At 75.2% G+C, this 19493-nt stretch carries 16 protein-coding genes; 6 read left to right on the top strand and 10 right to left on the bottom strand.

Features of this window, described 5'->3' with window-relative positions; translation table 11 throughout:
• Nucleotides 1-93: 93 nt before the first annotated feature.
• Together ACSNN9_RS08635 and ACSNN9_RS08630 are read right to left on the bottom strand one after the other, a co-directional pair.
• Nucleotides 94-1461: a DUF1501 domain-containing protein gene (locus ACSNN9_RS08635; RefSeq protein ID WP_436672346.1), complete on the bottom strand. Its 1368-nt coding sequence runs from the start codon at nucleotides 1459-1461 to the stop codon at nucleotides 94-96.
• Between the two features lie 20 nt (nucleotides 1462-1481).
• Nucleotides 1482-3554, bottom strand: a complete 2073-nt coding sequence (locus ACSNN9_RS08630; protein ID WP_436672345.1) for a DUF1800 domain-containing protein — start codon at nucleotides 3552-3554, stop codon at nucleotides 1482-1484.
• Between the two features lie 458 nt (nucleotides 3555-4012).
• Here ACSNN9_RS08630 and ACSNN9_RS08625 point away from each other — a divergent pair, with 458 nt between their 5' ends.
• Complete coding sequence (locus ACSNN9_RS08625) at nucleotides 4013-4270, top strand: DUF3040 domain-containing protein (RefSeq protein ID WP_357879955.1); 258 nt, start codon at nucleotides 4013-4015, stop codon at nucleotides 4268-4270.
• A 25-nt stretch (nucleotides 4271-4295) separates the two neighbouring features.
• Here ACSNN9_RS08625 and ACSNN9_RS08620 read toward each other — a convergent pair whose 3' ends face one another.
• On the bottom strand, nucleotides 4296-5426 hold the full coding sequence (locus ACSNN9_RS08620) for an SWIM zinc finger family protein (RefSeq protein ID WP_436672344.1): 1131 nt from the start codon (nucleotides 5424-5426) through the stop codon (nucleotides 4296-4298).
• Nucleotides 5423-8653 (bottom strand): SNF2-related protein, encoded by a 3231-nt coding sequence (locus ACSNN9_RS08615; protein ID WP_436672343.1) that lies wholly within the window; start codon nucleotides 8651-8653, stop codon nucleotides 5423-5425. Before ACSNN9_RS08615 ends, ACSNN9_RS08620 begins: the two co-directional genes overlap by 4 nt.
• A 158-nt stretch (nucleotides 8654-8811) precedes the next feature.
• Here ACSNN9_RS08615 and ACSNN9_RS08610 point away from each other — a divergent pair, with 158 nt between their 5' ends.
• Nucleotides 8812-9684: a carbohydrate kinase family protein gene (locus ACSNN9_RS08610; protein WP_436672342.1), complete on the top strand. Its 873-nt coding sequence runs from the start codon at nucleotides 8812-8814 to the stop codon at nucleotides 9682-9684.
• 71 nt (nucleotides 9685-9755) lie between these two features.
• Here the strand turns inward: ACSNN9_RS08610 and ACSNN9_RS08605 are convergent, their stop codons facing one another.
• Nucleotides 9756-10277, bottom strand: a complete 522-nt coding sequence (locus ACSNN9_RS08605; RefSeq protein WP_436672340.1) for a DinB family protein — start codon at nucleotides 10275-10277, stop codon at nucleotides 9756-9758.
• Between the two features lie 84 nt (nucleotides 10278-10361).
• On the opposite strand from ACSNN9_RS08605, the gene ACSNN9_RS08600 reads away from it, so the two are divergent.
• Nucleotides 10362-10568, top strand: a complete 207-nt coding sequence (locus ACSNN9_RS08600; protein ID WP_357871180.1) for a hypothetical protein — start codon at nucleotides 10362-10364, stop codon at nucleotides 10566-10568.
• Nucleotides 10569-10577: 9 nt separating this feature from the next.
• Here the strand turns inward: ACSNN9_RS08600 and ACSNN9_RS08595 are convergent, their stop codons facing one another.
• Both ACSNN9_RS08595 and ACSNN9_RS08590 read right to left on the bottom strand, forming a co-directional pair.
• Nucleotides 10578-11723: a polysaccharide pyruvyl transferase family protein gene (locus ACSNN9_RS08595; protein WP_436672339.1), complete on the bottom strand. Its 1146-nt coding sequence runs from the start codon at nucleotides 11721-11723 to the stop codon at nucleotides 10578-10580.
• Nucleotides 11724-11791: 68 nt separating this feature from the next.
• Nucleotides 11792-12475, bottom strand: coding sequence for a GNAT family N-acetyltransferase (locus ACSNN9_RS08590; protein WP_436672350.1), 684 nt, complete (start codon nucleotides 12473-12475; stop codon nucleotides 11792-11794).
• Between the two features lie 153 nt (nucleotides 12476-12628).
• Between ACSNN9_RS08590 and ACSNN9_RS08585 the strand changes: the two genes are divergently transcribed.
• Nucleotides 12629-13369: an SDR family NAD(P)-dependent oxidoreductase gene (locus tag ACSNN9_RS08585; RefSeq protein WP_436672338.1), complete on the top strand. Its 741-nt coding sequence runs from the start codon at nucleotides 12629-12631 to the stop codon at nucleotides 13367-13369.
• Between the two features lie 130 nt (nucleotides 13370-13499).
• Here ACSNN9_RS08585 and ACSNN9_RS08580 read toward each other — a convergent pair whose 3' ends face one another.
• The 3 genes from ACSNN9_RS08580 to ACSNN9_RS08570 form a co-directional block, all read right to left on the bottom strand.
• Nucleotides 13500-14297 carry an alpha/beta fold hydrolase gene (locus ACSNN9_RS08580; protein ID WP_436672336.1) on the bottom strand — a complete coding sequence of 266 codons (798 nt, stop codon included), beginning with the start codon at nucleotides 14295-14297 and terminating at the stop codon, nucleotides 13500-13502.
• Nucleotides 14298-14409: 112 nt separating this feature from the next.
• Nucleotides 14410-14877: a GNAT family N-acetyltransferase gene (locus tag ACSNN9_RS08575; protein ID WP_436672334.1), complete on the bottom strand. Its 468-nt coding sequence runs from the start codon at nucleotides 14875-14877 to the stop codon at nucleotides 14410-14412.
• A gap of 108 nt (nucleotides 14878-14985) precedes the next feature.
• Entirely contained in the window at nucleotides 14986-16827 is a 1842-nt protein-coding gene (locus ACSNN9_RS08570) for a sigma-70 family RNA polymerase sigma factor (RefSeq protein WP_436672333.1), read from the bottom strand.
• A 139-nt stretch (nucleotides 16828-16966) separates the two neighbouring features.
• On the opposite strand from ACSNN9_RS08570, the gene ACSNN9_RS08565 reads away from it, so the two are divergent.
• Both ACSNN9_RS08565 and ACSNN9_RS08560 read left to right on the top strand, forming a co-directional pair.
• The gene (locus ACSNN9_RS08565) at nucleotides 16967-17839 is read left to right on the top strand and encodes a hypothetical protein (protein ID WP_436672332.1); all 873 of its coding nucleotides are present in this window, start codon (nucleotides 16967-16969) and stop codon (nucleotides 17837-17839) included.
• Nucleotides 17840-18018: 179 nt separating this feature from the next.
• Complete coding sequence (locus ACSNN9_RS08560; RefSeq protein ID WP_436672331.1) at nucleotides 18019-18921, top strand: aminoglycoside phosphotransferase family protein; 903 nt, start codon at nucleotides 18019-18021, stop codon at nucleotides 18919-18921.
• Nucleotides 18922-19493 lie beyond the last annotated feature (572 nt).

The following is a 19493-nucleotide window of genomic DNA, read 5'->3' as shown; positions in this document are numbered from 1 at the left end:
CCGGCAGGCGGCTCATCATCAGCACCTGCACGAGCAGCAGGTAGCCGGCGACCAGCCCGGTGATCCGGCCGGCGGCGTGGGTGCGCGGGTACGTCACGCGTACAGCTTCATCGGGCGGTACTTCTGCCGGGGGAAGATCCTGTCCACCTCCGCGTTGGTGAGCCCGAAGCGGCCCTGGGCGACGGCCCCGTAGACGTTGAACATGTTGTTGTACTCGGGCACGTCGCCGGAGTCCAGGTCGTCGAGGCCGTTCCAGGTGCCCAGCAGCGAGCCGGCGAGCTTGCGACCGGAGAGCAGGGTGACCACCCCGCCGTGGCCGTGGTCGGTGCCGCCGCCGTTGGAGGCGACCCGCCGGCCGAACTCGCTGGAGACCATGACGGTCACGTCGGCGGAGCGCTCCCCCAGGTCGGTGAAGAACGCCGCCATGGCGCTGGCCAGCTCGTTGAGCCGCCGGTGCAGCTGACCACCGTCGCGGGTGCCCTGGTTCTCGTGGGTGTCGTAGCCGCCCATCCCGACGGTGGCGACCCGGACGTTCGCCCCGCCCTTGATGAGCTGGGCGAGCTGCTGGAACGCGTAGCCGACGCCCCTGTACTCGACGCCCTCGGCCGGCTGGTACGGCTTCGCGGCGAGGCGCTGCGCGGTGGCCAGCGCGCCCAGGCCGTCCTGCACGGCCTCCTGCACCGGGTGGTTGATCCCGGTGAAGAGCCCCTTGATCGCCTTCTCGGTCGCGGCCCGGTAGCGGTCGTCGCCGTTGAGCCGCAGCGAGCCGACGCTGTCGAGGGAGAGCGCGCCGTTGTTGCCGACCAGCGACCGCGGCAGCGTGCTGCCGATGCCGACGCTGCGGAACGCGGTGCCCGTGCCGAGCGTGTCGACCAGGCTGTCCAGCCAGCCCCGGCCGCCGGTCTCGCTGGGCAGGCCGCCGAGGTTGCAGGCGTCCGCGGCCTGGAAGTGGCTACGCGACAGCCGCTCGTCGGAGACCGCCGGCACGAAGCCGAGGTTGCCGCTGCGGAGCCACTTCTCCAGCGGCTTGAACGCGCTGGTCAGCTTGAAGCCGCGGCCCACCGCCAGGGAGTCGTCGGCGAGCAGCAGGTCGGGGCGGGCCTTGGCGAGCACCGGGTCGTCCGCCGGGGCGACCAGGCTCAGCCCGTCCAGCCCGCCGTAGAGGAAGACGTGGATCAGGGTGCCGGTCTTGGTGGCGGCGAACGAGGCCGAGGTGGTGACGAACTGGGCGGTCGCGAGGGCGGTGGCCGTGGCGGCGGCACCGGCCACGAACGTCCGCCGGGTGACGCCGCGGCCGTCCTGCTGGGCCTCCTCCAGCTCCTCCAGCCGCCGGTAGCGGTCGGCCTCGGCGGCGTTCTCGGCGGCGACGATGTCGGCCTCGGCCCGCAGCAACGCCTCGGCCGGGTCGTCGGCCAGCCGCCGCAGGTCGGGGCATTCGGGGTGCAGGGGGAACGTGTGCACAGTCTTCTCCATCGGGTGCCTCACCGGAGGTGGTGCTGGGGGGAAGCGAGGATCGCCCGCGCTACGGCGGTGACGGCCCCGTCGAACGTGGCGTCGACCTTGTCGCCGGCCGACACGCCGGCCACGCCGAGGATCAGGGACCGCTCCCTGGCGCTCAGCTTCTGACCCAGCAGGCGCAGGGCCAGCGCGTCCACGTACGCGCCGGCGGTGGCCGGCGGCCTGGCCACCAGCTTCTCCGGCGGGGTGTAGGTGAAGACGGTGCGCCGGCCGGCGATCAGCTCGCCCGCCTCGTTCCAGCCGTTGACCATGGTGCCGGCGGAGGTCCAGGCCACGTAGACGTCCGGGTAGCCGTCGGGGGTGGGCTGGCCCATCGGGTACTGGCCCAGCTCGCGCATCCTGTCGTGGATCTGCCGCAGCCCCCGCGCGTACGGGGTGCGCTTGCTGTCGCCGTTGTCGTGCTTCGGCGACGCCTCCGGGGACACGCCCAGGGCCCGGTACGTGGCGACCAGGTACTCCATCGGCCGGCGCACCTTCTGGCCCACCGCCGCCCAGAACTCCGAGGAGCTGAACAGCGTCATCAGCACCGGCTTGATCATGCCCTTGTTGGTGCTGTACGTCTTCGCCAGCCGCTCCACGAGGGACTTCGGCGGGGTGTCGGAGACGAACCGGGTGGCGAGGCTCTGCGCCACGTACTTCGCGGTGGACGGGTGCAGCGCGATGTACGTCAGGTACGCGTCGATGGCCGCCTCGGCCTTCTTCGGGTCCTTCGAGTTGTTCGCGTGGGTGAAGCCGAGGACCTTCACCTTGCCGACGTAGTGCCGCTCGGGGCGGAACACGTACTTGCCGTCGTTGACACCCCGGCCGGTCTGGAGCAGCGCCGCCTGCCGGACGTCCTTCTCGGTGTAGCCGCCGTCGACGCCGACCGAGTAGAGCTCCAGGTTCTCCCGGGCCAGGTTCTCGTTGACCGCGTCGGCGCGGGAGTCGTTCTGGTTGAGGTAGAGCAGCAGCGCCGGGTGCCGGTTCGCGGCGAGCAGCATCTCCGGGTAGCTGCCGAGGGCGTGCGCCCGGACGACGTCCCGGTCGAAGGACGCGCGGTACACCTCGCCCCCGTCGAAGTCCGCGGCGACGTGCAGGAAGTCGTTCCAGAAGTCGACCATCACCTCGAACAGCTGCCGCTTCGACCAGATCTGGCGGGCGATGGTGGCGTCCACCATCTCCTTCTCCGGCTGCGCGCCGCGCTCGTTGAGCTGGTCGCGCTGCTCGCGCAGCTGCGCCGTGCCCAGCTTCAGCGTCGGCAGCTCGGCGAGCTTCAGCTCGGCCTTCGTCGGGGCGATCTTGTCGGGGTCGAGCTGCCAGCGCAGCCAGCCGTCGATGCCCCGCTCCTTGATGTCGGCGACCACCTGGCCGGTGACGCCGAAGGTGGCCCGCCGGGCCAGGTGCAGGACCGGGTCCTTGGCGAGCACCGTCTTGACGGTCACCTTGGTCTCCGCGGCGGCGGCCGCCGGCCCGGAGAAGGTCCGGCCGCCGGCCGGGGCGTTCTTCTTCAGCGCCTCGCCGGCCCGGGAGCCCATGTAGCTCTCGTTCTGCTCGGTGTAGGTGCGCACCGTGCTCGGCTGCTGGCCGCTCGGGCGGGCGGGGGTGCCGTCGGTGACCGTGGTGCCGGTGGCGTCGCCGGCCACCACGTCGTCGCCGAAGAGGCCGCGGATCTGCGGGGTCATCGCCAGGGCGGCGCCACCGGCCACCACGGCCGCGGTGCCGCCGAGGGCCGCGAGGGCCTTGCGCCGGCCGACCTTGCGGCCCGGCTCGTCGTCATCGTCCAGGTTGGGCAGTCCCGGGCCGGGCGAGGGCGCGGCGGCCCGCCGCGCGAAGCCGTCCGGGCCGACCCACTGCGGCCCGCGCGCGGCCGGCTGCCCGGCGTGGGCGTACTGCGCCCGCGGGTCGGCGGGGTGTCCACCCTGGTGCTGCGGGCGCGGGTCGTGGCCGTACGGGGTGGGGTGATACGTGTCGCGGTGACCGTCGGCGGCGGGGTACTGACGCCCGTCCCATCCGCGGTCGTCCCGCGGTCGACGTGGTGGCACATTCTGGTCGGCCATGTACCAATCCGTTTCTGCTGCGCCGCGACGACTGGCACCGGGCACGGGGTGCAGGTGCGGCGGCTGGTGCTGAGGGGGTTGCCACGGAAGGTAATGAAGCGTTCAGGTGCCTTCAAGCAGCGCCGGAAGCCCCCAGGACGTCACTTAAGGCGCCGCTCAGCCGGGTCCGCGACGCGGGATTCGCGCGCGGGCCGGGACGGACCTCGCGAGCAGGGCCTACGCGGCACGACCCGGGCCGGACCCGACGTTTCCCGCCCAGCCGGCCCCGGACGCCGCATTCATCGCCACAGGCAAATTTAAGGTTCGGCTAAGCCTGCGCTGAGGCGCTCCCCCGCTCGCCCGGGCGCGACCCGACCGGCGCCGCGGGCAGCGGCGGCAAAGTGGCAGCAGCACGGGAGCGTGAGCCGCCACCGCAGCGGGTATGCCGCCGAACCGCTGAACACGTGAGGGGAAGGCACATGCTCAGCAAAGAGGATCAGCGCAGGTTCGAGCAGATCACCCGTCAGCTCCGGGAGAGCGATCCGGCGTTCTTCGCCCGGCTCGACAACCGGGCCCGGGCCCGGCGCGGCCGGTGGCTGATGCTGTTGACGATCGTGCTGTGGGCCTCGCTGCCGGCGATGACCGTGCTGGCCGGGCGACTGGCCGGGGCCGTCTGCGCGGTGGTCCTGGTGGCCAACGCCGCGATCATGTGGCGGTTCCGCCGCCGCTGGCTGTGACCCGGGGTCCCGCGCGTCGACGGCCTCATTGGCCCAGGAGCCGGTACGCCCGCCGTAGCCGCTCCAGCAGGCCGGGCCCGCCGATGGCGGGGGCCGGCGCGCCGAGCTGCCGCAGCAGCAGGTCCGGGCCGGTCGCCAGGCTGGGCGGTCGGTCGGGCAACGGGACCGGCGGCAGCCAGAACCGGTCGACCGCCTCGGCCAGTGGCGCGGGCGGAAGGCCGGCGAGCGCCCGCGCCGCCCCGACCGGCGGGGTGTCCACGGTGTCCCGTCCGGCCGCCGGCCCGGCCCGGTCCGCACCGCCGCGCCCGGGGCGGGATCCGGCCGGTTCCCCGGCGTTCCGCCCGGCACGGGGTGCGCCACCGTCCGTCGTGGACGGCTCGGCCGACCGCGCGACAACCGTCGCGTCGTCCGGCCGGCCGTCGGCGGTTTCGGCGCCGGACGGCGCGGCCGACGACGCGACACCGGTCGGCGCGGCCGACGACGCGACACCGGTCGGCGCGGCCGACGACGCGACACCGGTCGCATCCGGCCGGTCGCGGGCGCGCAGGACGCGCAGCCGGTCGAGCAGCTCCGCCCGGCTGCGGCCCCGCCAGTGCAGCAACTGGAACGGGTCGGCGTCGAACGCCTCGGCCAGCAGGTAGAACGTGGCCGCGAGGTGCTTGCAGGGAACGGCGAAGTCGGGGCAGCTGCACCGCTGGCGCAGCTGCGCCACACCGGCGGGGAAGAGCGGGGCGCCGGCCGCCGCGAACAGCTCCTCCAGTTCCGGGGGCAGGTCACCGGCGAGCAGCCGGGCGCTGAAGAACGCCTGGGCGGCCAGTTCCGCCTCGACGCGGGCCCAGAGCTCCTCCGGGAACGGTGGCAGGGCGATGCTCACCTCGTACGGCTGTGCGCGGGAGCCCTGCACCACGGCACCGACGGTGCCGGGCGCGACCTCCAGGCGGACCACCTGGCCGGCCCGCGCGTACGACCTGCCGCGGGTCAGCCGGGTGCCGAGGGCGAAGGACTCCAGCACCTCCAGGAAGCGCCGGGACCACCAGGACCGGCCGATCTCGCCCCGGGTGCTGCGGGCCCGCAGCCCGCCGTGGACCCGGCGCGGCCGGCCGTAGTCGGCGAACCGGCCGCTCCCCCCGCCGTCGCTCTCCGGCTGCCCGCTCATTCCACCACCGCCCCGGCCTCCAGGGTGAACAGCTCGCGCAGCTGCGTCGTGGACAGCTCGGTGACCCACTGCTCGCCGGTGCCGACGACCGAGGCGGCGAGGCTGCGCTTGTCGGCGATCAGCGCCGCCACCTTCTCCTCCACCGTGCCGGCACAGACGAACTTGCGGACCTGCACCCGACGCCGCTGGCCGATGCGGAACGCCCGGTCGGTGGCCTGGTCCTCGACGGCCGGGTTCCACCACCGGTCGACGTGCACCACGTGGTTGGCCTCGGTGAGGGTGAGCCCGGTGCCGCCGGCCTTGAGCGACAGGACGAAGACCGCCGGCCCCCGCGGGGACTGGAACCGGGTGACCATGGCGTCCCGGTCGGCCTTGCCGACGCCGCCGTGCAGGAAGAGCACCTCCCGGCCGAAGCGGGCCGACAGGTGCCCGCGCAGCATGCCGCCGAACTCGGCGTACTGGGTGAAGAGCAGGGCCCGCTCCCCCGCCGCGAGGACCTCGTCCAGGATCTCCTCCAGGCGGGCCAGCTTGCCGGAGCGGCCGTCCAGCGCCGAGCCGTCGCGCAGCAGTTGCGCGGGGTGGTTGCAGACCTGCTTGAGCCGGGTCATGGCGGCGAGCACGAGCCCGCGCCGCTCCATGCCGTCGCTGGACTCGATCCGCGCCAGCATGTCGTCGACGATCGCCCGGTAGAGCGAGGCCTGCTCGGCGGTCAGGTTGCAGAGCACCTCCATCTCCAGCTTCTCCGGCAGGTCGGAGATGATCGAGGAGTCGGTCTTGAGCCGACGCAGCACGAACGGGCCGGTGATCCGGCGCAACCGCTCGGCCGCCTCGGCGTCGCCGTGCCGCTCGATCGGCTCGGCGTACTTCTTCCGGAAGGCCGCCGCCGGGCCCAGCAGGCCCGGGTTGGCGAACTGCATGATCGACCAGAGGTCCGCCAGCCGGTTCTCCACCGGCGTGCCGGTGACGGCGATCCGGTGCCGGGCCGGCAGCGCGCGGACCGCCTCGGCCTGCCGGGTGGCGGCGTTCTTGATCGCCTGGGCCTCGTCGACCACCACCCGCCGCCAGTCGATCCCGGCCAGGTCGACCGCGTCGCGGGCCGCGACCGAATAGGTGGTGAGGACCAGGTCCGCGTCGTGCACGGCCGCGCCGAACGCCTCGCCCCGCGCCCGTTCCGCGCCGTGGTGCACGTGTACGCGCAGCGCCGGCGTGAACCGCGCCGCCTCGCGCTGCCAGTTGCCCACCAGCGACATCGGGCAGACCAGCAGGGTCGGGCCGGCGTCCGGCGGGTCCTGCGCGAGCAGGGCCAGCAGTTGCACCGTCTTGCCCAGCCCCATGTCGTCGGCGAGCACCGCGCCGAGCCCGAGGGACTGCAGAAACGCCAGCCAGGCCAGCCCTCGGCGCTGGTACGGCCGCAGCGTGCCGTGGAACGTCGGCGGCGGATCCAGCGGGGCGAGTCGCCGCTCCACCGCCCCGGCGAGCAGGTCGCCCAGCGCGCCGTCGGCGCTCACCTCCAGCACCGGCAGCGCGTCCGGCTGCTCGGCGTCGGCCAGGCCGAGGCGGAGCAGGTCGGCGACGGTCAGCTCGCCGGTGGAGCGGAGCAGCCGCAGGCCGGCGGCGAGCCGCTTCGGGTCCAGTTCCACCCACTGCCCGCGCAGCCGCACCAGCGGGGTCTTCAGCGCGGCCAGCGACGCCAGCTCCTCGGCCGTGAGCGGCTGGTCGCCGAGGGACACCTCCCAGCGGTAGTCGACGAGGGCGTCCAGGCCGACGCCCCCGGCGGTCGCGGCGACGGTGCCCGGGGCGGTCCGGCTGCGGGCCTGCAACCGCGCGCCGAGCCGGGACGACGGGCGCCGCCACCAGGACGGCAGCAGCACCGCGAAGCCGGCGGCGTGCAGCACCGGCGCGCCCTCGCGCAGGAACCGGTGCGCCCCCTCGACGTCCAGTTCCAGGACCTCCGGCGTGGCGGTGCGCAGGGCGGTGTCCAGCTCGGGCCAGAGCCGGCTGGCGCGCCCCAGCTCGGCGAGCAGGGTCTCCTGCGGGTCGTCGCCGCGACCGGCCAGCCCGGCGACGGTCTCCGGCGCCCACCAGACCTGCCCGGCGTCCACGTGCAGGCTCGGCTCGTCGGCCGCCTGGAGGCCGAACTCGACCCGCCACCGCCCGGCCGGTCCCGCCGTCGCCGCCTCGGCGGGCACCACGACGACCGGCTCGGTGACCTCGTCGGCCGGCGGCTCGACCAGGCGGAAGCTCGCCCGCACCGCGCCGCCGGCCGCGTCGCGCTGCCAGGCGTCCAGTTCGGCGCGGAGGGTGTCCAGCGCGGCGGGGTCGGCGGCGAACTCCCGCACCGGTCCGGTGAGCGCGGCCAGCCAGACCGGCACCGCGCCGTTCGGGCGTACGCCCCTGGCCAGCGCGGTCTCCGCCAGAGCCGCCCGGACGGCGGCGTCGGTGAGCGCGTCGAGCGCGTCGGCGACCAGCGCGCCCGGCGCGTCGGCGCCGCCCGGCGCGGGCCGGTGGCGCCCGGTGGGCGGGCCGGGTCGCGCGGCGCGGTGGCGAGCCGCGTCCGGCCCGGACGGGGTGCCCGGTCCGGCGGCGGCACGGGGGCCGCCCGGCGCGTCGAGCCCGGTGGCGGCGCGGGCGGCCGGGGGCAGGGCCAGTGCCAGCGCCCGGGCCCAGGCGGCGTCCGTGCCGGTCAGCAGCGGCTGCCACACCGCCCGGGCGACGGCCTCCCCCCGTTCCCCGCCCGGCCGGCAACGGGCCGCCGGGGGCGGCTCGGCGAGGCCGGGCAGGACCCGGCCCCGGGCCGCCAGGTCGACCGCGAAGTCGGCCAACTCGGCGAGGTGGCGCAGGGTCGCGCCCGGCACGGCGGCCACCGTGTCGACGCCGCGCAGCAGGGGCAGGGCGGCGTCGGGGGCGAACCAGAGGACGGGGACCCGCCACCCGGCGAGGGTGACCGGCCCGCGGACCGTCCCGGCGACGTCGGGGCGGACGAGTTCCGGGGAGTCCAGCGGCGTGCCGGCCCGGGTGGGGAGGGCGAGCAGGGCCGTGCCGAGGTCGGCCGGCTCGGCCGTTCCGGCCAGCGCGGCGGCGAGCGCGGCGTGGTCGGCGGCGAACGGGTGCGGCCGTTCCCGGGGCGCCCGCCCCGGGCGGCGCGGCGCGTGCGCCGGCAGCGTGCTGTCCTCGGCCCAGACGGCGAGCCCGACGCCCGACCGCCAGACCCCGTGGACGACCAGCACGCGTCCCCCTCCTCGCGACGACCCCGGCGAGGATATCGGGCCGGGCCCTCGCGGCCCCGGCCAGCACACCGTCGACGGCCCGGACGGGCGACCGGCGGGGCAGCCGGGTCGGGGGCCGCGGTGCCCGGCCGGGTGGGCGGCGGGCTAGGGTCGGGCGCGTGTACGACCTCCTCGTGATCGGCGGCCTCGGTGTCGACGTGCGGGTGCGGGTGCCCGCGATCCCGCTGCCGGCCGCCGACTCCCTCGCCGTCGACCCGATCGACCTGCGGATCGGCAACACCGGTGCCGGGGTGGCGCTGGCCGCGCACGCGCTCGGGCTCCGGGTGGCGGTGGTCGACGTCGTCGGCGTCGACCCGGCCGGCGACGTGGTCCGCGCCGCGCTGGCCCGCACGGGCGTGCACGCCGTGCTGGGCGACGCCCCGGCCGGCACCCGGCGGTCGGTGAACATGGTCGACCCGGCCGGCCGGCGGATGTCGCTCTACGATCCGCGCCCCTGGCACGGACCGGCCCCGTTCCCGGCGGCCGAGGTGACCGCGCTGGTCCGGCAGGCCGCGCACGTGCACCTCTCGATCATGGACTGGACGCTTCCCCTGCTGCCCGCCCTGCGCGCCGGGCTCGCCGACGGGGCCGTCCTCTCCACCGACCTGCACGACTGGGACGGCGGGAACGCCTACCACCGTCCCTTCGCCGAGGTGGCCGACCTGGTCTTCGTCAGCGGCGTCCGGCTGGGCGCGGGGGCGGGCGCGCTCGCCGCCGCGCTGGCGCCCCGCACGGTGCTGGTGACCCGGGGGGCGGACGGCGCCGAGCTGCACACCGGTGGGGGCGCCCCGACGCCGGTGCCCGCCGCCGCGTCGCCCGGACCGGTCGTCGACACCAACGGCGCGGGGGACGCCTTCGCGGCGGGCCTGATCGCCGGCCGGCTGCGCGGCGCGTCGCTGACCGACGCGGCGGCGTACGCGGCCCGGGTCGCGGCGGCGGCCTGCGCCCACGACGGCATGGAGTATCCGCCCGACCTGCTGCCGCGTCGCTGACGCCGCCGGCCCGCCGCTGCGCGCCGGCTCGTCACCCGGGTCGCCGCGCCGGTCGCGCCCGCCCGCGGCGGTCAGACCGCGCCGGTGGCGCCGTCGGTCAGCTCGCGGAGGATGTCGGCGTGCCCGGCGTGCCGGGCGGTCTCCTCGATCATGTGCACCAGGATCCAGCGCAGCGAGACCTCGCCGAGCTGCGGGTGCGGCACGACGTGGTCGAGGTCGAACCGGCCGGCGACCTCCCGGGACCGGGCGCAGGCCCGCTCGTAGGCGGCGGCGAGCCGTTCGACGGTGTCGCCGTCGGTGAGCGTGAAGCTGGCCACCGCGTCCTCCTCGGAGGTGAGGTGAACGTCGCCGGGGCCGGGGGCCAGCAGGCACGGGAACCAGTTCCGTTCCACCAGCGTCAGGTGTTTGACGAGGCCGGCGACGGTGGTGGCCGAGGGCACCAGCCGGCGGGCCGCGTCGGCGTCGTTGAGCCCGCGCAGCTTGCGCAGCAGCACGCCCCGGTGGAAGTCCAGGAACGACTCGAGCACCGCCCGCTCGTCGCCCGTACGCGCCAGCACCGGGCCGAGGGTGGTATCGATCTCCGTCTCCGCCATCCACCGACCCTAGTGCCGGGGCGCCCAGGCCCGCTGCCCCGCTATCCCCTGCGCCGACGGGCCGGGCCGGGCAGGATGGGGCGCATGGCATCAACGGCAGAAATCCCCCTGGTGGGTGGCGTCGCCGACGGCGAGACCGTCACCGTGGAGCTGGACCCGAACGGCCGGCCGCCGCTGACCCACCACCACCTCGGCGCGAAGGGGCTGGCCGAGGCGGAGATCTACGAGCTGGAGTCCGTGGCCGCCGAGGCCGACCGGTGGTGCTACCGCTGGCGCGGACCGGCGGTCTGAGCCGCCGGGTCAGGCCGCCGGGGCCAGGGAGCGGGCGCGCAGGCTGTCCAGCACGGCGCGGGTGACCTGGGAGGTCCCCCGGGCCTCGTCGCACACTTCGGCCACCCGCCGGGCGGTGGCCTCGGCCCGCTGCTCCCGCTCGTCCCAGAGCCGGTCGACCTCGGCCAGGAGCGGGCCCTCGACCTCCCGCTCCACGCCGCGCAGCGCCGGCACCCCGAGCCGCTGGGCCAGGTCGAAGACCTTGCCGGCGTACGGCAGCGGCAGGAACGGCGTGCCCGCCATCGCGGCGAAGATCAGGAAGTGCAGCCGCATGCCCACGGCCAGGTCGAAGTGGCGCATCAGCCCGAGCACCTGCTGGGGCGAGTAGGTGCCGTGCAGGATCCGGCCCCGCTCGGCGGCGACCATGTGCGACAGCACGCCGTGCGAGTGCCGGATGTCGTCGCGCTCCATCGGGACGAAGAGCACGTAGGCGTCGATCCGGTGCACCAGGAAGTCGCCGATCTGGGCGAGCAGACGGTGGTAGCCGTCGACGTCGAGCCGCTCGGCGGCCCGGCCCGGCTCCCGTACGCTCATCCCGACCAGCCGCTTGCCGGCCGGCACGCCCTCCTCGCGGAGCAGGTCCGCCGGGAAGTCCTCGGGTTCGATCAGGAACGCCGGGTCTGCGGTCACGGTGATCGGGTTGAGCAGCCCCGCCTCCTCCAGCACCATCCGGGACTCCTGGTCCCGCACGGTCACCTGGCTGGCGCTGGCCAGGGTCTCCCGCACCATGCCCGTGTCCACGCCCTCGCTGAGCGGCCCGACCCCCACCGCGTACGTCAGCAGCGGCAGGCCCCGCTCCTGGGCGACCCGGACCACCCGCAGGTAGCGGCGGGCCTCCCGGTCGTAGAGGATGCCGCCGCCGCCGAGGATCAGCACGTCGAGCTGGGCCAGGACCAGCGCCGAGTCGGTCCGGCTGATCCCCTCCCAGGGCACCGCCTCCACGTCGGGATGGGCGACGCGGGTGTGCTCCGGGTTCCGGGAGAAGACGATGATCCGCCCGTTCGGCTCCTGCTCCCGCAGATCGGCCAGCAGGCCGCTCAGGATCGCCTCGTCACCGAGGTTGCGACCGCCGTACGAGCCGAGCACACCGATGGTCAGTCCGCCACCATGCCTCATCCGTCGCTCCTCCCCAGGTGCGTCCGGGGCGGGGGTTCCCGCTGCGCGGGGGAACACTCCTGACGGGTTCAGCCGGCCGGGGAGATCCGCTTCGTCATCTGCTGGGCGGCCACCCGGTAGCCGAGGCTGTGGTAGAGGTGGATGGCCCCCGTGTTGGAGCCGAAGACGTTCAGCCCCAGCTCGGGCACCCCGAGGGCGGCGAGTTCCGCCTCGATGAGCTGGATCATCCGCCGCCCGTACCCCTGTCTCCGATGTCCGGGATGCACCTCGACGTTGTTGAGCCATGCGGTGTGGGCCCCGGCGGGGCCGCCGGGGAGCGCGACCCAGATCCATCCCACCTCGGCGTCGCCCACCCGGGCCGTGCGGAGCAGGGCGCCGGCGCTGTCGACGCCGTCGGGGAGCTGTTCGCGCAGCTGGGTGGTGGCCCGGTCCAGGGCCGCGTCCGGGGCCAGGCCGCGATCGACGACCATCGCCTCGGCGTACGAGCGCACGAGCGGCTCCCGCCGCCGCGCGAACTCCTCGGCCGTCATGGGCGTCAGCTCCACCACGCCTCCTTCGCGGGTCATTGGTCGGCGGCCGCCGACCAGCCGGGACACGAACGCCACGACCACGTCGTCGGGGTCGAATCCCGCCTCGATGGACGTGCCGAGCAGGTCGAGCAGCAGCCCGTCCATGACGTAGTGCAGCAGAGCGACCTCGAACGCGCCACCCGGTGATCCGGAGGCGAGGTGGAACGCGACCGCGCCGAGCAGCGCGTCGCGGGAGCGGAATTAGTTGGCGGCGGTGCCGTCGGCACCCCCGCCTCGGCGTCGACCGCCCGGTGCGGGGCCCCGGCCGACTCCCCGGCAACGAGGCGTCCGATCGCCGCCAGACCCGGGAGCCGTCCGACGACCAAGATCGTTGGCATGACGACATTGAACGGAAGAGCTGCCCTGGTCACCGGCGGCGCCCGGGGCATCGGCGCCGCCATCGCCCTGCGCCTGGCACAGGAAGGTGCCGACGTGGCGATCACGTACGAGAACTCGACCGACCGGGCGGCGGTGGTGGCGAAGCAGATCGAGGCGCTCGGCCGGCGGGCGTCGGCGATCCGGGCGGACAGCGCGGACCCCGTCGCCGTCCGCGACGCGGTCGACCGGGCAGCCACGGAACTGGGTCGCCTCGACATCCTGGTCAACAACGCCGGGGTGTTCCTGGTCGGCCAGGTGACGGAACTCAACGACGACGAGGTGGAGCGGACGCTCGCGGTGAACGTCCGTGCGCCGTTCCTCGCCGCGCAGGCCGCCGTGCGGCACCTGACCGACGGCGGCCGGATCATCAGCATCGGCAGCAACGTCGGGGAGCGGGCGGTCTTCCCCGGCCTGTCTCTCTATTCGATGAGCAAGACGGCGCTGGTCGGACTGACCCGGGGCCTCGCCCGGGAACTCGGCCCGCGCGGGATCACGGCCAACCTGGTCAACCCGGGGCCGACGGACACCGACGCCAACCCGGCGGACGGCCCGAACGCCGCGACCATCGCCGGCTTCACCGCCCTCGGCCGTTTCGCCACCCCGGCTGACATCGCCGCCACCGTGGCGCACCTCGCCGGCCCCGAGGCCGGCTACGTCACCGGCGCGGTGGTCAACGTGGACGGCGGCTTCACCAGCTGACCGGCCCCCGGGCGCGACGGGAACCGGTTTCCGTCGCGCCCGGGTCTCGCCTCGCGTCGGGCCGGGCCGGCGGTGGACCCCGCGGCACCAGCCGGATCACGGCTGCGCCGAGTCCGGGCGCCATCCGGAGTCAGCCGGGCGGCGAGACCGGGTGGGTGAGGAACGGCAGCACGGCGGCGGGCAGCGCCGGCGAGACCACGATGTCGTGGTGGGTGAGCCCCGGCAGCACGGCGAGCCGGGAGGCCGGGCGGTCGGTGCCGTCCGGGCCGGCATCCCGGTGGCCGCCGCCGAGCAGCCCGAAGAACTCCACCATGTGCGCGGTGCGGACCGAGTCGGCGTCGGCGAAGACCAGCAGGGTTGGCACGGCGAGGGCGGCCACCTCCGCCGACCAGTCGTAGTCACGGCGCAGCAGTTCGCCGGTCTTCGCCCAGAGCCGCGACCAGTCCCCGGGTAGGGGCGCGACGCCGGTGTAGAGCTCGTGCGGCGGAGTGCCGCGCATCCGCTCGCCCGCCTCCTCGTCGGGCTCGGGCATGCCCGCCAGCACCTCCGGATACCAGCCCTGCCGCCGGCACGGCGCGGAGACGACGACCAGCCGGCGCACCAGCGCCGGGTGCTGGATCGCGGTCCGCAACGCCACGCCGCCGCCGAGCGAGTAGCCCATCACGTCCGCCTCGGTCAGGCCGAGGTGGCCGATCAGCGCCGCGACGTCGTCGGCCATCGACTCGTGGCGCAGCGGACGGTCGACGTCGGCGGTGCGGCCGTGGCCCTGAAGGTCGACCGCGACCACCCGACGACGCGCGGCCAGCGTCGGCAGGAGCGGCGCGAACGTCTCCACCGATCCGAAGCCGCCGTGCAGCAACAGCAGCGGGCGGCCGGCACCGCGCTCCTCGTGCCACAGGCGCAGCCCGTCGACCTCCGCGTAGCTCACCGCCCCATCCAACCCCGGCCGTACGCGGCACGTGGGCCATCGGCCGTACGCGGCGCGCGTCGTCGTCCGCAGTTCCGGGGCGACGGGTGCCCCGTCGCGCGGCCCTCGTGAGCTACAGCCGCTTGCGCATCTGGATGGCGGTCGCCTCGAAGCCCAGCTGCTCGTAGAGCGCCCGCGCGGGGAGGTTGAAGCCGAAGACGCTCAGGCCGATCGAGACGACTCCCCACTCCCGGCACCGCTTCTCGACGGCCTGGATCATGGCCCGCCCGTAGCCCTTGCGCCGCAGGTCCGGCCGCACCTCGAAGTCGTAGCCGAAGGCGTGCGGGCCGTCCGACTTCTGTTCGACGTGCAGCCACAGCATGCCGACCTCGTCGGCACCGTCGTAGGCCGTCCAGAGATGGTGACCCGGCGTCGTCAGGCCGTCGGGCAGGAGCTTCGCGTACTCCTCCTGCGCCTTCTGCTGTGCCTCCGGCACCGGCATCGCGCCGGACTCGGCGATGTGCCGCGCGTAGCTCGATTCCGCCCGCTGCCGGTACCGGAGGTACTGCTCGTCGGTCATCGGCTCCAGTCTCAGCGTCACCCCGACACGGTATTTCAGCCGCTCGGGCCGGGCCGCCCGGAGAGGAGAAAACGGACATCGCGCGCCGTGGGTCACCGCTGCCCGTCAGGCGTGGCGGAACCGTCCCGGCTATCCCGGGCGGACGCACGGGTCGGTGACCGGGTGGGTCGGGCTCTGCGCCGTACGGCCATCCGTCGTGGTCGCCCGCACCGACCAGGTCAGCGCCGACGCGCGCAACTGCCCGACGGTCGCCCGCGCCGCCGATCCGTCCACCGTCAGGGCCCGCGCCGACGTCCTGCCCCCGGCGGGTGTCCAGCGAACCTCGGCGGCGACGAGCGTGGCACTGCCGGCGGCCCGCACCACGAGGCTGTACGTCTCCGAGCCGCACCGCACGTGAGCGGTGGCGGTGACCGTGAACGGCGCGGCGACCTGCGGTGCGCCGGTCGGCCGGGGCGCGGTCGGAGACCTGGTCGGCGCCGGAGGCCTGGTCGGCGCCGGAGGCCTGGTCGGTGCCGGTGCGCCGCCACCGGGTGCGACCTCGGGCGCCTCGGTCCGGGCGGCCCCGTCGCCGTCCGCCGGCACGACCGCGGTCCCGGACGTCGCGCCGGCGGCGCCGGCCGGCGGCGGCTCGGCAGCCCGCGGGTCACCTCCCGTGGCCGTGACGGACGCCGGCGCGGAGGCGGGCGCCACCGGACCACCGACCGGTGAGCCGAAGGTCTCGGACATCGGTTGGCCGGAGGCGTTCCGCGCGGTCGGGCGCCCGGGTGCCAGTGCCCAGGTGCCGAGCGCGGCGAGGAGGACCAGCAGAGCCGCCGTCGCGGCCAGCCGCCGCCGGCGCCGCTCGCGGTTCGCCCGCGAGGTCGTCCGCACGGCGTGCGCCGCACCGCGCGCCACCGCCACACCGTCGCGGACCACCGCCGGACCATCCGGAGTGACCGCCACACCGTCGCGGACCACCGCCGCGTTGTCCGGGACCACCGCCGCATTGTCCGGAGCGACCGCCGCACCGTCCGGGACCACCGCCCCGTCGGCCGTGGGTGCGGGCCCCTCGACCGGTCCGTCCGCCGGCCCGGCGGGCCCCGACGCGGCTGGTTCGCCGGCCACCGGCGGCTCGTCGGTGGCGGGGGCGGCCGTGTCCGCACCCGCCGGATCGACTCCCGCGCCGGCCACCGGGTCGGCCAGGACGTCGGCCGCGCAGGTCTCGGCCAGTCGCGGCCACACCGTGTCGGCGACGACCAGGAAGGCCGGTGCCGTGTACGCCGACAGCAGCGCGGCCGGGCTGAGCTGTTCCCGCCGGAGCAGCCCGCACACCGCACAGCCCTCGATGTGCCGCGAGACCCGCTTGCGCAGGGTCGGGGTGAGCCGGCCCTGCCAGCCGTCGAGCAGTCCGGCGAGGGTCGGGCAGTCCCGGGCTCCGGTGCGGGCCACCAGCAGCGCCCCCAGCGCCCGTTCGAGCTGCTGGCGGGCGCGCGACAGGCGGGCGTGCGCGTGGTTCGCGGGCACCCCGAGGGCCGCGCCGATGTCGGCGGACGACAGGTCGTGGCGGATGGCCAGGTGGACCACCTCACGGTCGCCCGGGTTCAGCGCGGCGACCGCGGTGTGCACCAGGTCGCGTACCTGCGCGGCGTTGACGCCCGTGCCCGGGTCGGCGATGTCGGCCACCGGCTCGCCGGCCTCCTCCAGCGGCAGGGAGCGGGACCGCTCCCGCAGCTGCCGAAGGCACTCGTTGCGCACGATCGCGTACAGCCAGGAGCGCAGCCGGTCGGGCTCGCGGAGCTGGCCGATGCGCTGGCTGGCGGTGAGGAACGCGTCGTGGACGGCGTCCGCGGCGGCCTCCGGCTCGCGCAGCATGGTCCGGGCGTACGTGTACAGGCGATCGGCGTACCGCCGGTACATGCCCTCCAGCCCGGCCCGCTCGCCGCGGCGCACCGCCTCGACCAGTGCGGTGTCGTCCCGTGCCGCCGTGTCCATCCGTCTCCCTCGCTGCTCGTCGACGGGTCCAGTAGAACCGCGGATTTTTTTCTTCGGGTCTTTCTGTTGGCATCCCGACCCGACCGCGCTCCTACCGGTGTCGGCAATACCGAACAGCTCCGAGAAAGGTAGAGACATCATGCGAGAGGGATCGAACCGCACCCGGTGGACGCGTCGGACGGCCACCGTGGGGGGAGCCACGCTGAGCGCGCTCGTACTCGGCCAGCTGGCCCTCGCCGGGCCGGTGGCGGCGGTGCCCGGCCTGAGCGTCAAGACGACGACCGGCCCCAGCAACAGCAGCGCGAAGACGCAGAACACGGCCTGCCCGGCCGGCACCAAGGTCATCGGCGGCGGTGGCGCGATCACCGGCTCCGGCCTCGGGCAGGTCGGCATGGACATCATGCGCCCGCTGATCGGCGGGGACGCGTACTCGGTGACCGGCCGGGAGGACGAGAACGGCGTCGGCGGCAACTGGGCGGTCACGGCGAACGCGATCTGCGCCACGCCGCCCCCGGGCCTGGTGATGGTGTCCGGCAGTTCGGCGCCCAGCTTCGGCACGTCGAACTGGTTCGAGAAGTCCTGCCCGGTCGGGAAGCACGCCATCGGGGTCGGTGGCGCGGTCGTCGGGGCGGCGAACAGCGAGGTCGTCCTGGAGGACCTGCGCATCCACCAGAACAGCGTCGTGGTGGCGGGTGCCGAGGACGGCACCGGCTTCGCCGGCACGTGGTGGCTGGACGCCGTCGCGATCTGCGCCGACCCGCTGCCCGGCGAGCAGCGCGTGATCGACGACAGCGTCTACAGCTCCGCCGCCACCCAGTCGATCACGGCCACCTGCCCGGCCGGCACGCGGGTGCACGGGGTGGGCGGCGAGATCCTCGGCGGCGACGGGCAGGTGCGCCTGACCCAGATGCGGGCCACCACCTCGACCGTCGTCACCGTCTCCGCCGCCGAGGACGAGGACGGCTTCAGCGGCAACTGGAAGGTGCGCGCGTACGCCGTCTGCGCGAGCTGACCCACGGTGTCCCCGGGTCCCGCGCCGGACGTCCGGCGCGGGACCCGCAGGTCGCCGCGCCCCGGCACACGGGGCGACGGACGAGCGGCGGCGGGCCGCCGGCGCCGCGGGCGCAGGCGTGTGCGGTGCCGGACTAATCGGTTGGCACCGCACCGCCGCACCGCACTACCGTGCCGGTCGTGCCCATCCACGATGACGAGGTCCGGCCCACCGTCGGTCAGGTGCGCCGCCTGGTGGCGGCCCAGTGCCCGCCGTGGGCGGATCTTCCCGTGACGCCCCTGGCCGACGAGCTGGAGGGCACCGACCACGTGCTGTTCCGGATCGGCGACGACCTCGTCGCCCGGATGCCCAAGATCGCCTCGGCGGTCGACCAGGCCGATTCCGATGCCCGGTGGCTGCCCGTGCTGGCACCCCACCTGCCGGTACGAATCCCCGTCCCGCTGCACGTCGGCGAGCCGGGCGAGGGCTACCCGTGGCGGTGGACGGTGGTGGCGTGGATCCCGGGCGAGACACCGCCCCGGCTCGGCTGCGACGACGTGACCCTGGCCCGCGACGTGGCGGCCTTCGTCCACGCCCTGCACCGGGTGGATCCCGCCGGGGGCCCGGTCAAGCCACCGGGTTCCCGCGGGTCCGCCCTGCGCCACGTCGACGCGGCCGTCCGCCGGGTGCTGCCGCGCCTCGCCGAGCACGACGACGGCTTCGACGTGGCCGCGGCCGAGGCCGCCTGGGACGTCTGCCTGGCCGCTCCCGACTGGGACCGCGCCCCCGTGTGGATCCACGGCGACCTGCAGCCCGGCAACCTGATCACCGACACCGGCCGGCTGGCCGCCGTCGTCGACTTCGGGGCACTCGGTGTCGGCGATCCGGCACCGGACGTGGCACCGGCGCTCTGGACCTTCACCGGCGCGGCTCGGGACGCGTACCGGAAGGCGATCGGCTACGACGACGCCACCTGGCAGCGCGCCTGCGGCTGGGCCCTCGCACCGTCGCTGACCGGCGTCGACTACTACCGGCACACCTTTCCCCGGATGGCGGAGCACGGCCGCCGGATGGTCCGCGCGGTGATCGCCGAGCTGGCATGAGCGCCGCTGCCGACCGGGTGCCGCCGCGTCCGGGGTGGTGATGGTGGACGCGGCAGGTTGCGAACCTGCGGCCCCTCGCTCGGAGGAACTGCGCGCTCCGTCCGGTGGCGTCCGCAGCCTCGGGCGCTCGTCCCTGCGCCGCCGCCGTCGACTGTCATGGTCCGGCTCGTTGCTGTCGCCTTCGTGGTCGCGTCAGAGGTCTGACCACATCCCGCCACAGCATGCCCACCATCGCCTGCCGACGAGTCATCTCACGCGGCATCAACCCGCCCGCGTACAGCATCGTCAACCCCGCAAACGCGAGAACCACAGCGGGAAGCATCACGAGCGCCACGCAGACAGCCAGCGTCGCTGTCAGCAGCGGAGCCTCGACAAGCGTTGACGCCCCAGCCAGGCCGCCCAACACCAGCGCGACCGGGTGGCAGCGGAAGGCCCACACGAGCAACCGGTACCCCCGGCTACGCCGCAGGGGCAAGGCCTTCCTGTCGATCACGCCTGCCCACTTTCCTGCCGAACACGGCTTGACGATCAGTATGCGGGGGTGCGGAATTTGGCGTACAGGTCGACTCGTC

Origin of the sequence: Micromonospora sp. URMC 107 (assembly GCF_051386315.1) — a bacterium.
GTDB lineage: Bacteria > Actinomycetota > Actinomycetes > Mycobacteriales > Micromonosporaceae > Micromonospora.
The sequence above is the reverse complement of the archived record's forward strand: the minus strand, read 5'-3'. Positions and strand labels throughout refer to the sequence as shown.

What these genes read in the sequence shown, in the direction of transcription:
- ACSNN9_RS08630 (WP_436672345.1), bottom strand. Translation starts at nt 3,554, where the DNA reads ATGGCCGACCAGAATGTGCCACCACGTCGACCGCGGGACGACCGCGGA.
- ACSNN9_RS08625 (WP_357879955.1), top strand. Translation starts at nt 4,013, where the DNA reads ATGCTCAGCAAAGAGGATCAGCGCAGGTTCGAGCAGATCACCCGTCAG.
- ACSNN9_RS08620 (WP_436672344.1), bottom strand. Translation starts at nt 5,426, where the DNA reads ATGAGCGGGCAGCCGGAGAGCGACGGCGGGGGGAGCGGCCGGTTCGCC.
- ACSNN9_RS08605 (WP_436672340.1), bottom strand. Translation starts at nt 10,277, where the DNA reads ATGGCGGAGACGGAGATCGATACCACCCTCGGCCCGGTGCTGGCGCGT.
- ACSNN9_RS08600 (WP_357871180.1), top strand. Translation starts at nt 10,362, where the DNA reads ATGGCATCAACGGCAGAAATCCCCCTGGTGGGTGGCGTCGCCGACGGC.
- ACSNN9_RS08595 (WP_436672339.1), bottom strand. Translation starts at nt 11,723, where the DNA reads ATGAGGCATGGTGGCGGACTGACCATCGGTGTGCTCGGCTCGTACGGC.
- ACSNN9_RS08585 (WP_436672338.1), top strand. Translation starts at nt 12,629, where the DNA reads ATGACGACATTGAACGGAAGAGCTGCCCTGGTCACCGGCGGCGCCCGG.
- ACSNN9_RS08570 (WP_436672333.1), bottom strand. Translation starts at nt 16,827, where the DNA reads ATGGACACGGCGGCACGGGACGACACCGCACTGGTCGAGGCGGTGCGC.
- ACSNN9_RS08565 (WP_436672332.1), top strand. Translation starts at nt 16,967, where the DNA reads ATGCGAGAGGGATCGAACCGCACCCGGTGGACGCGTCGGACGGCCACC.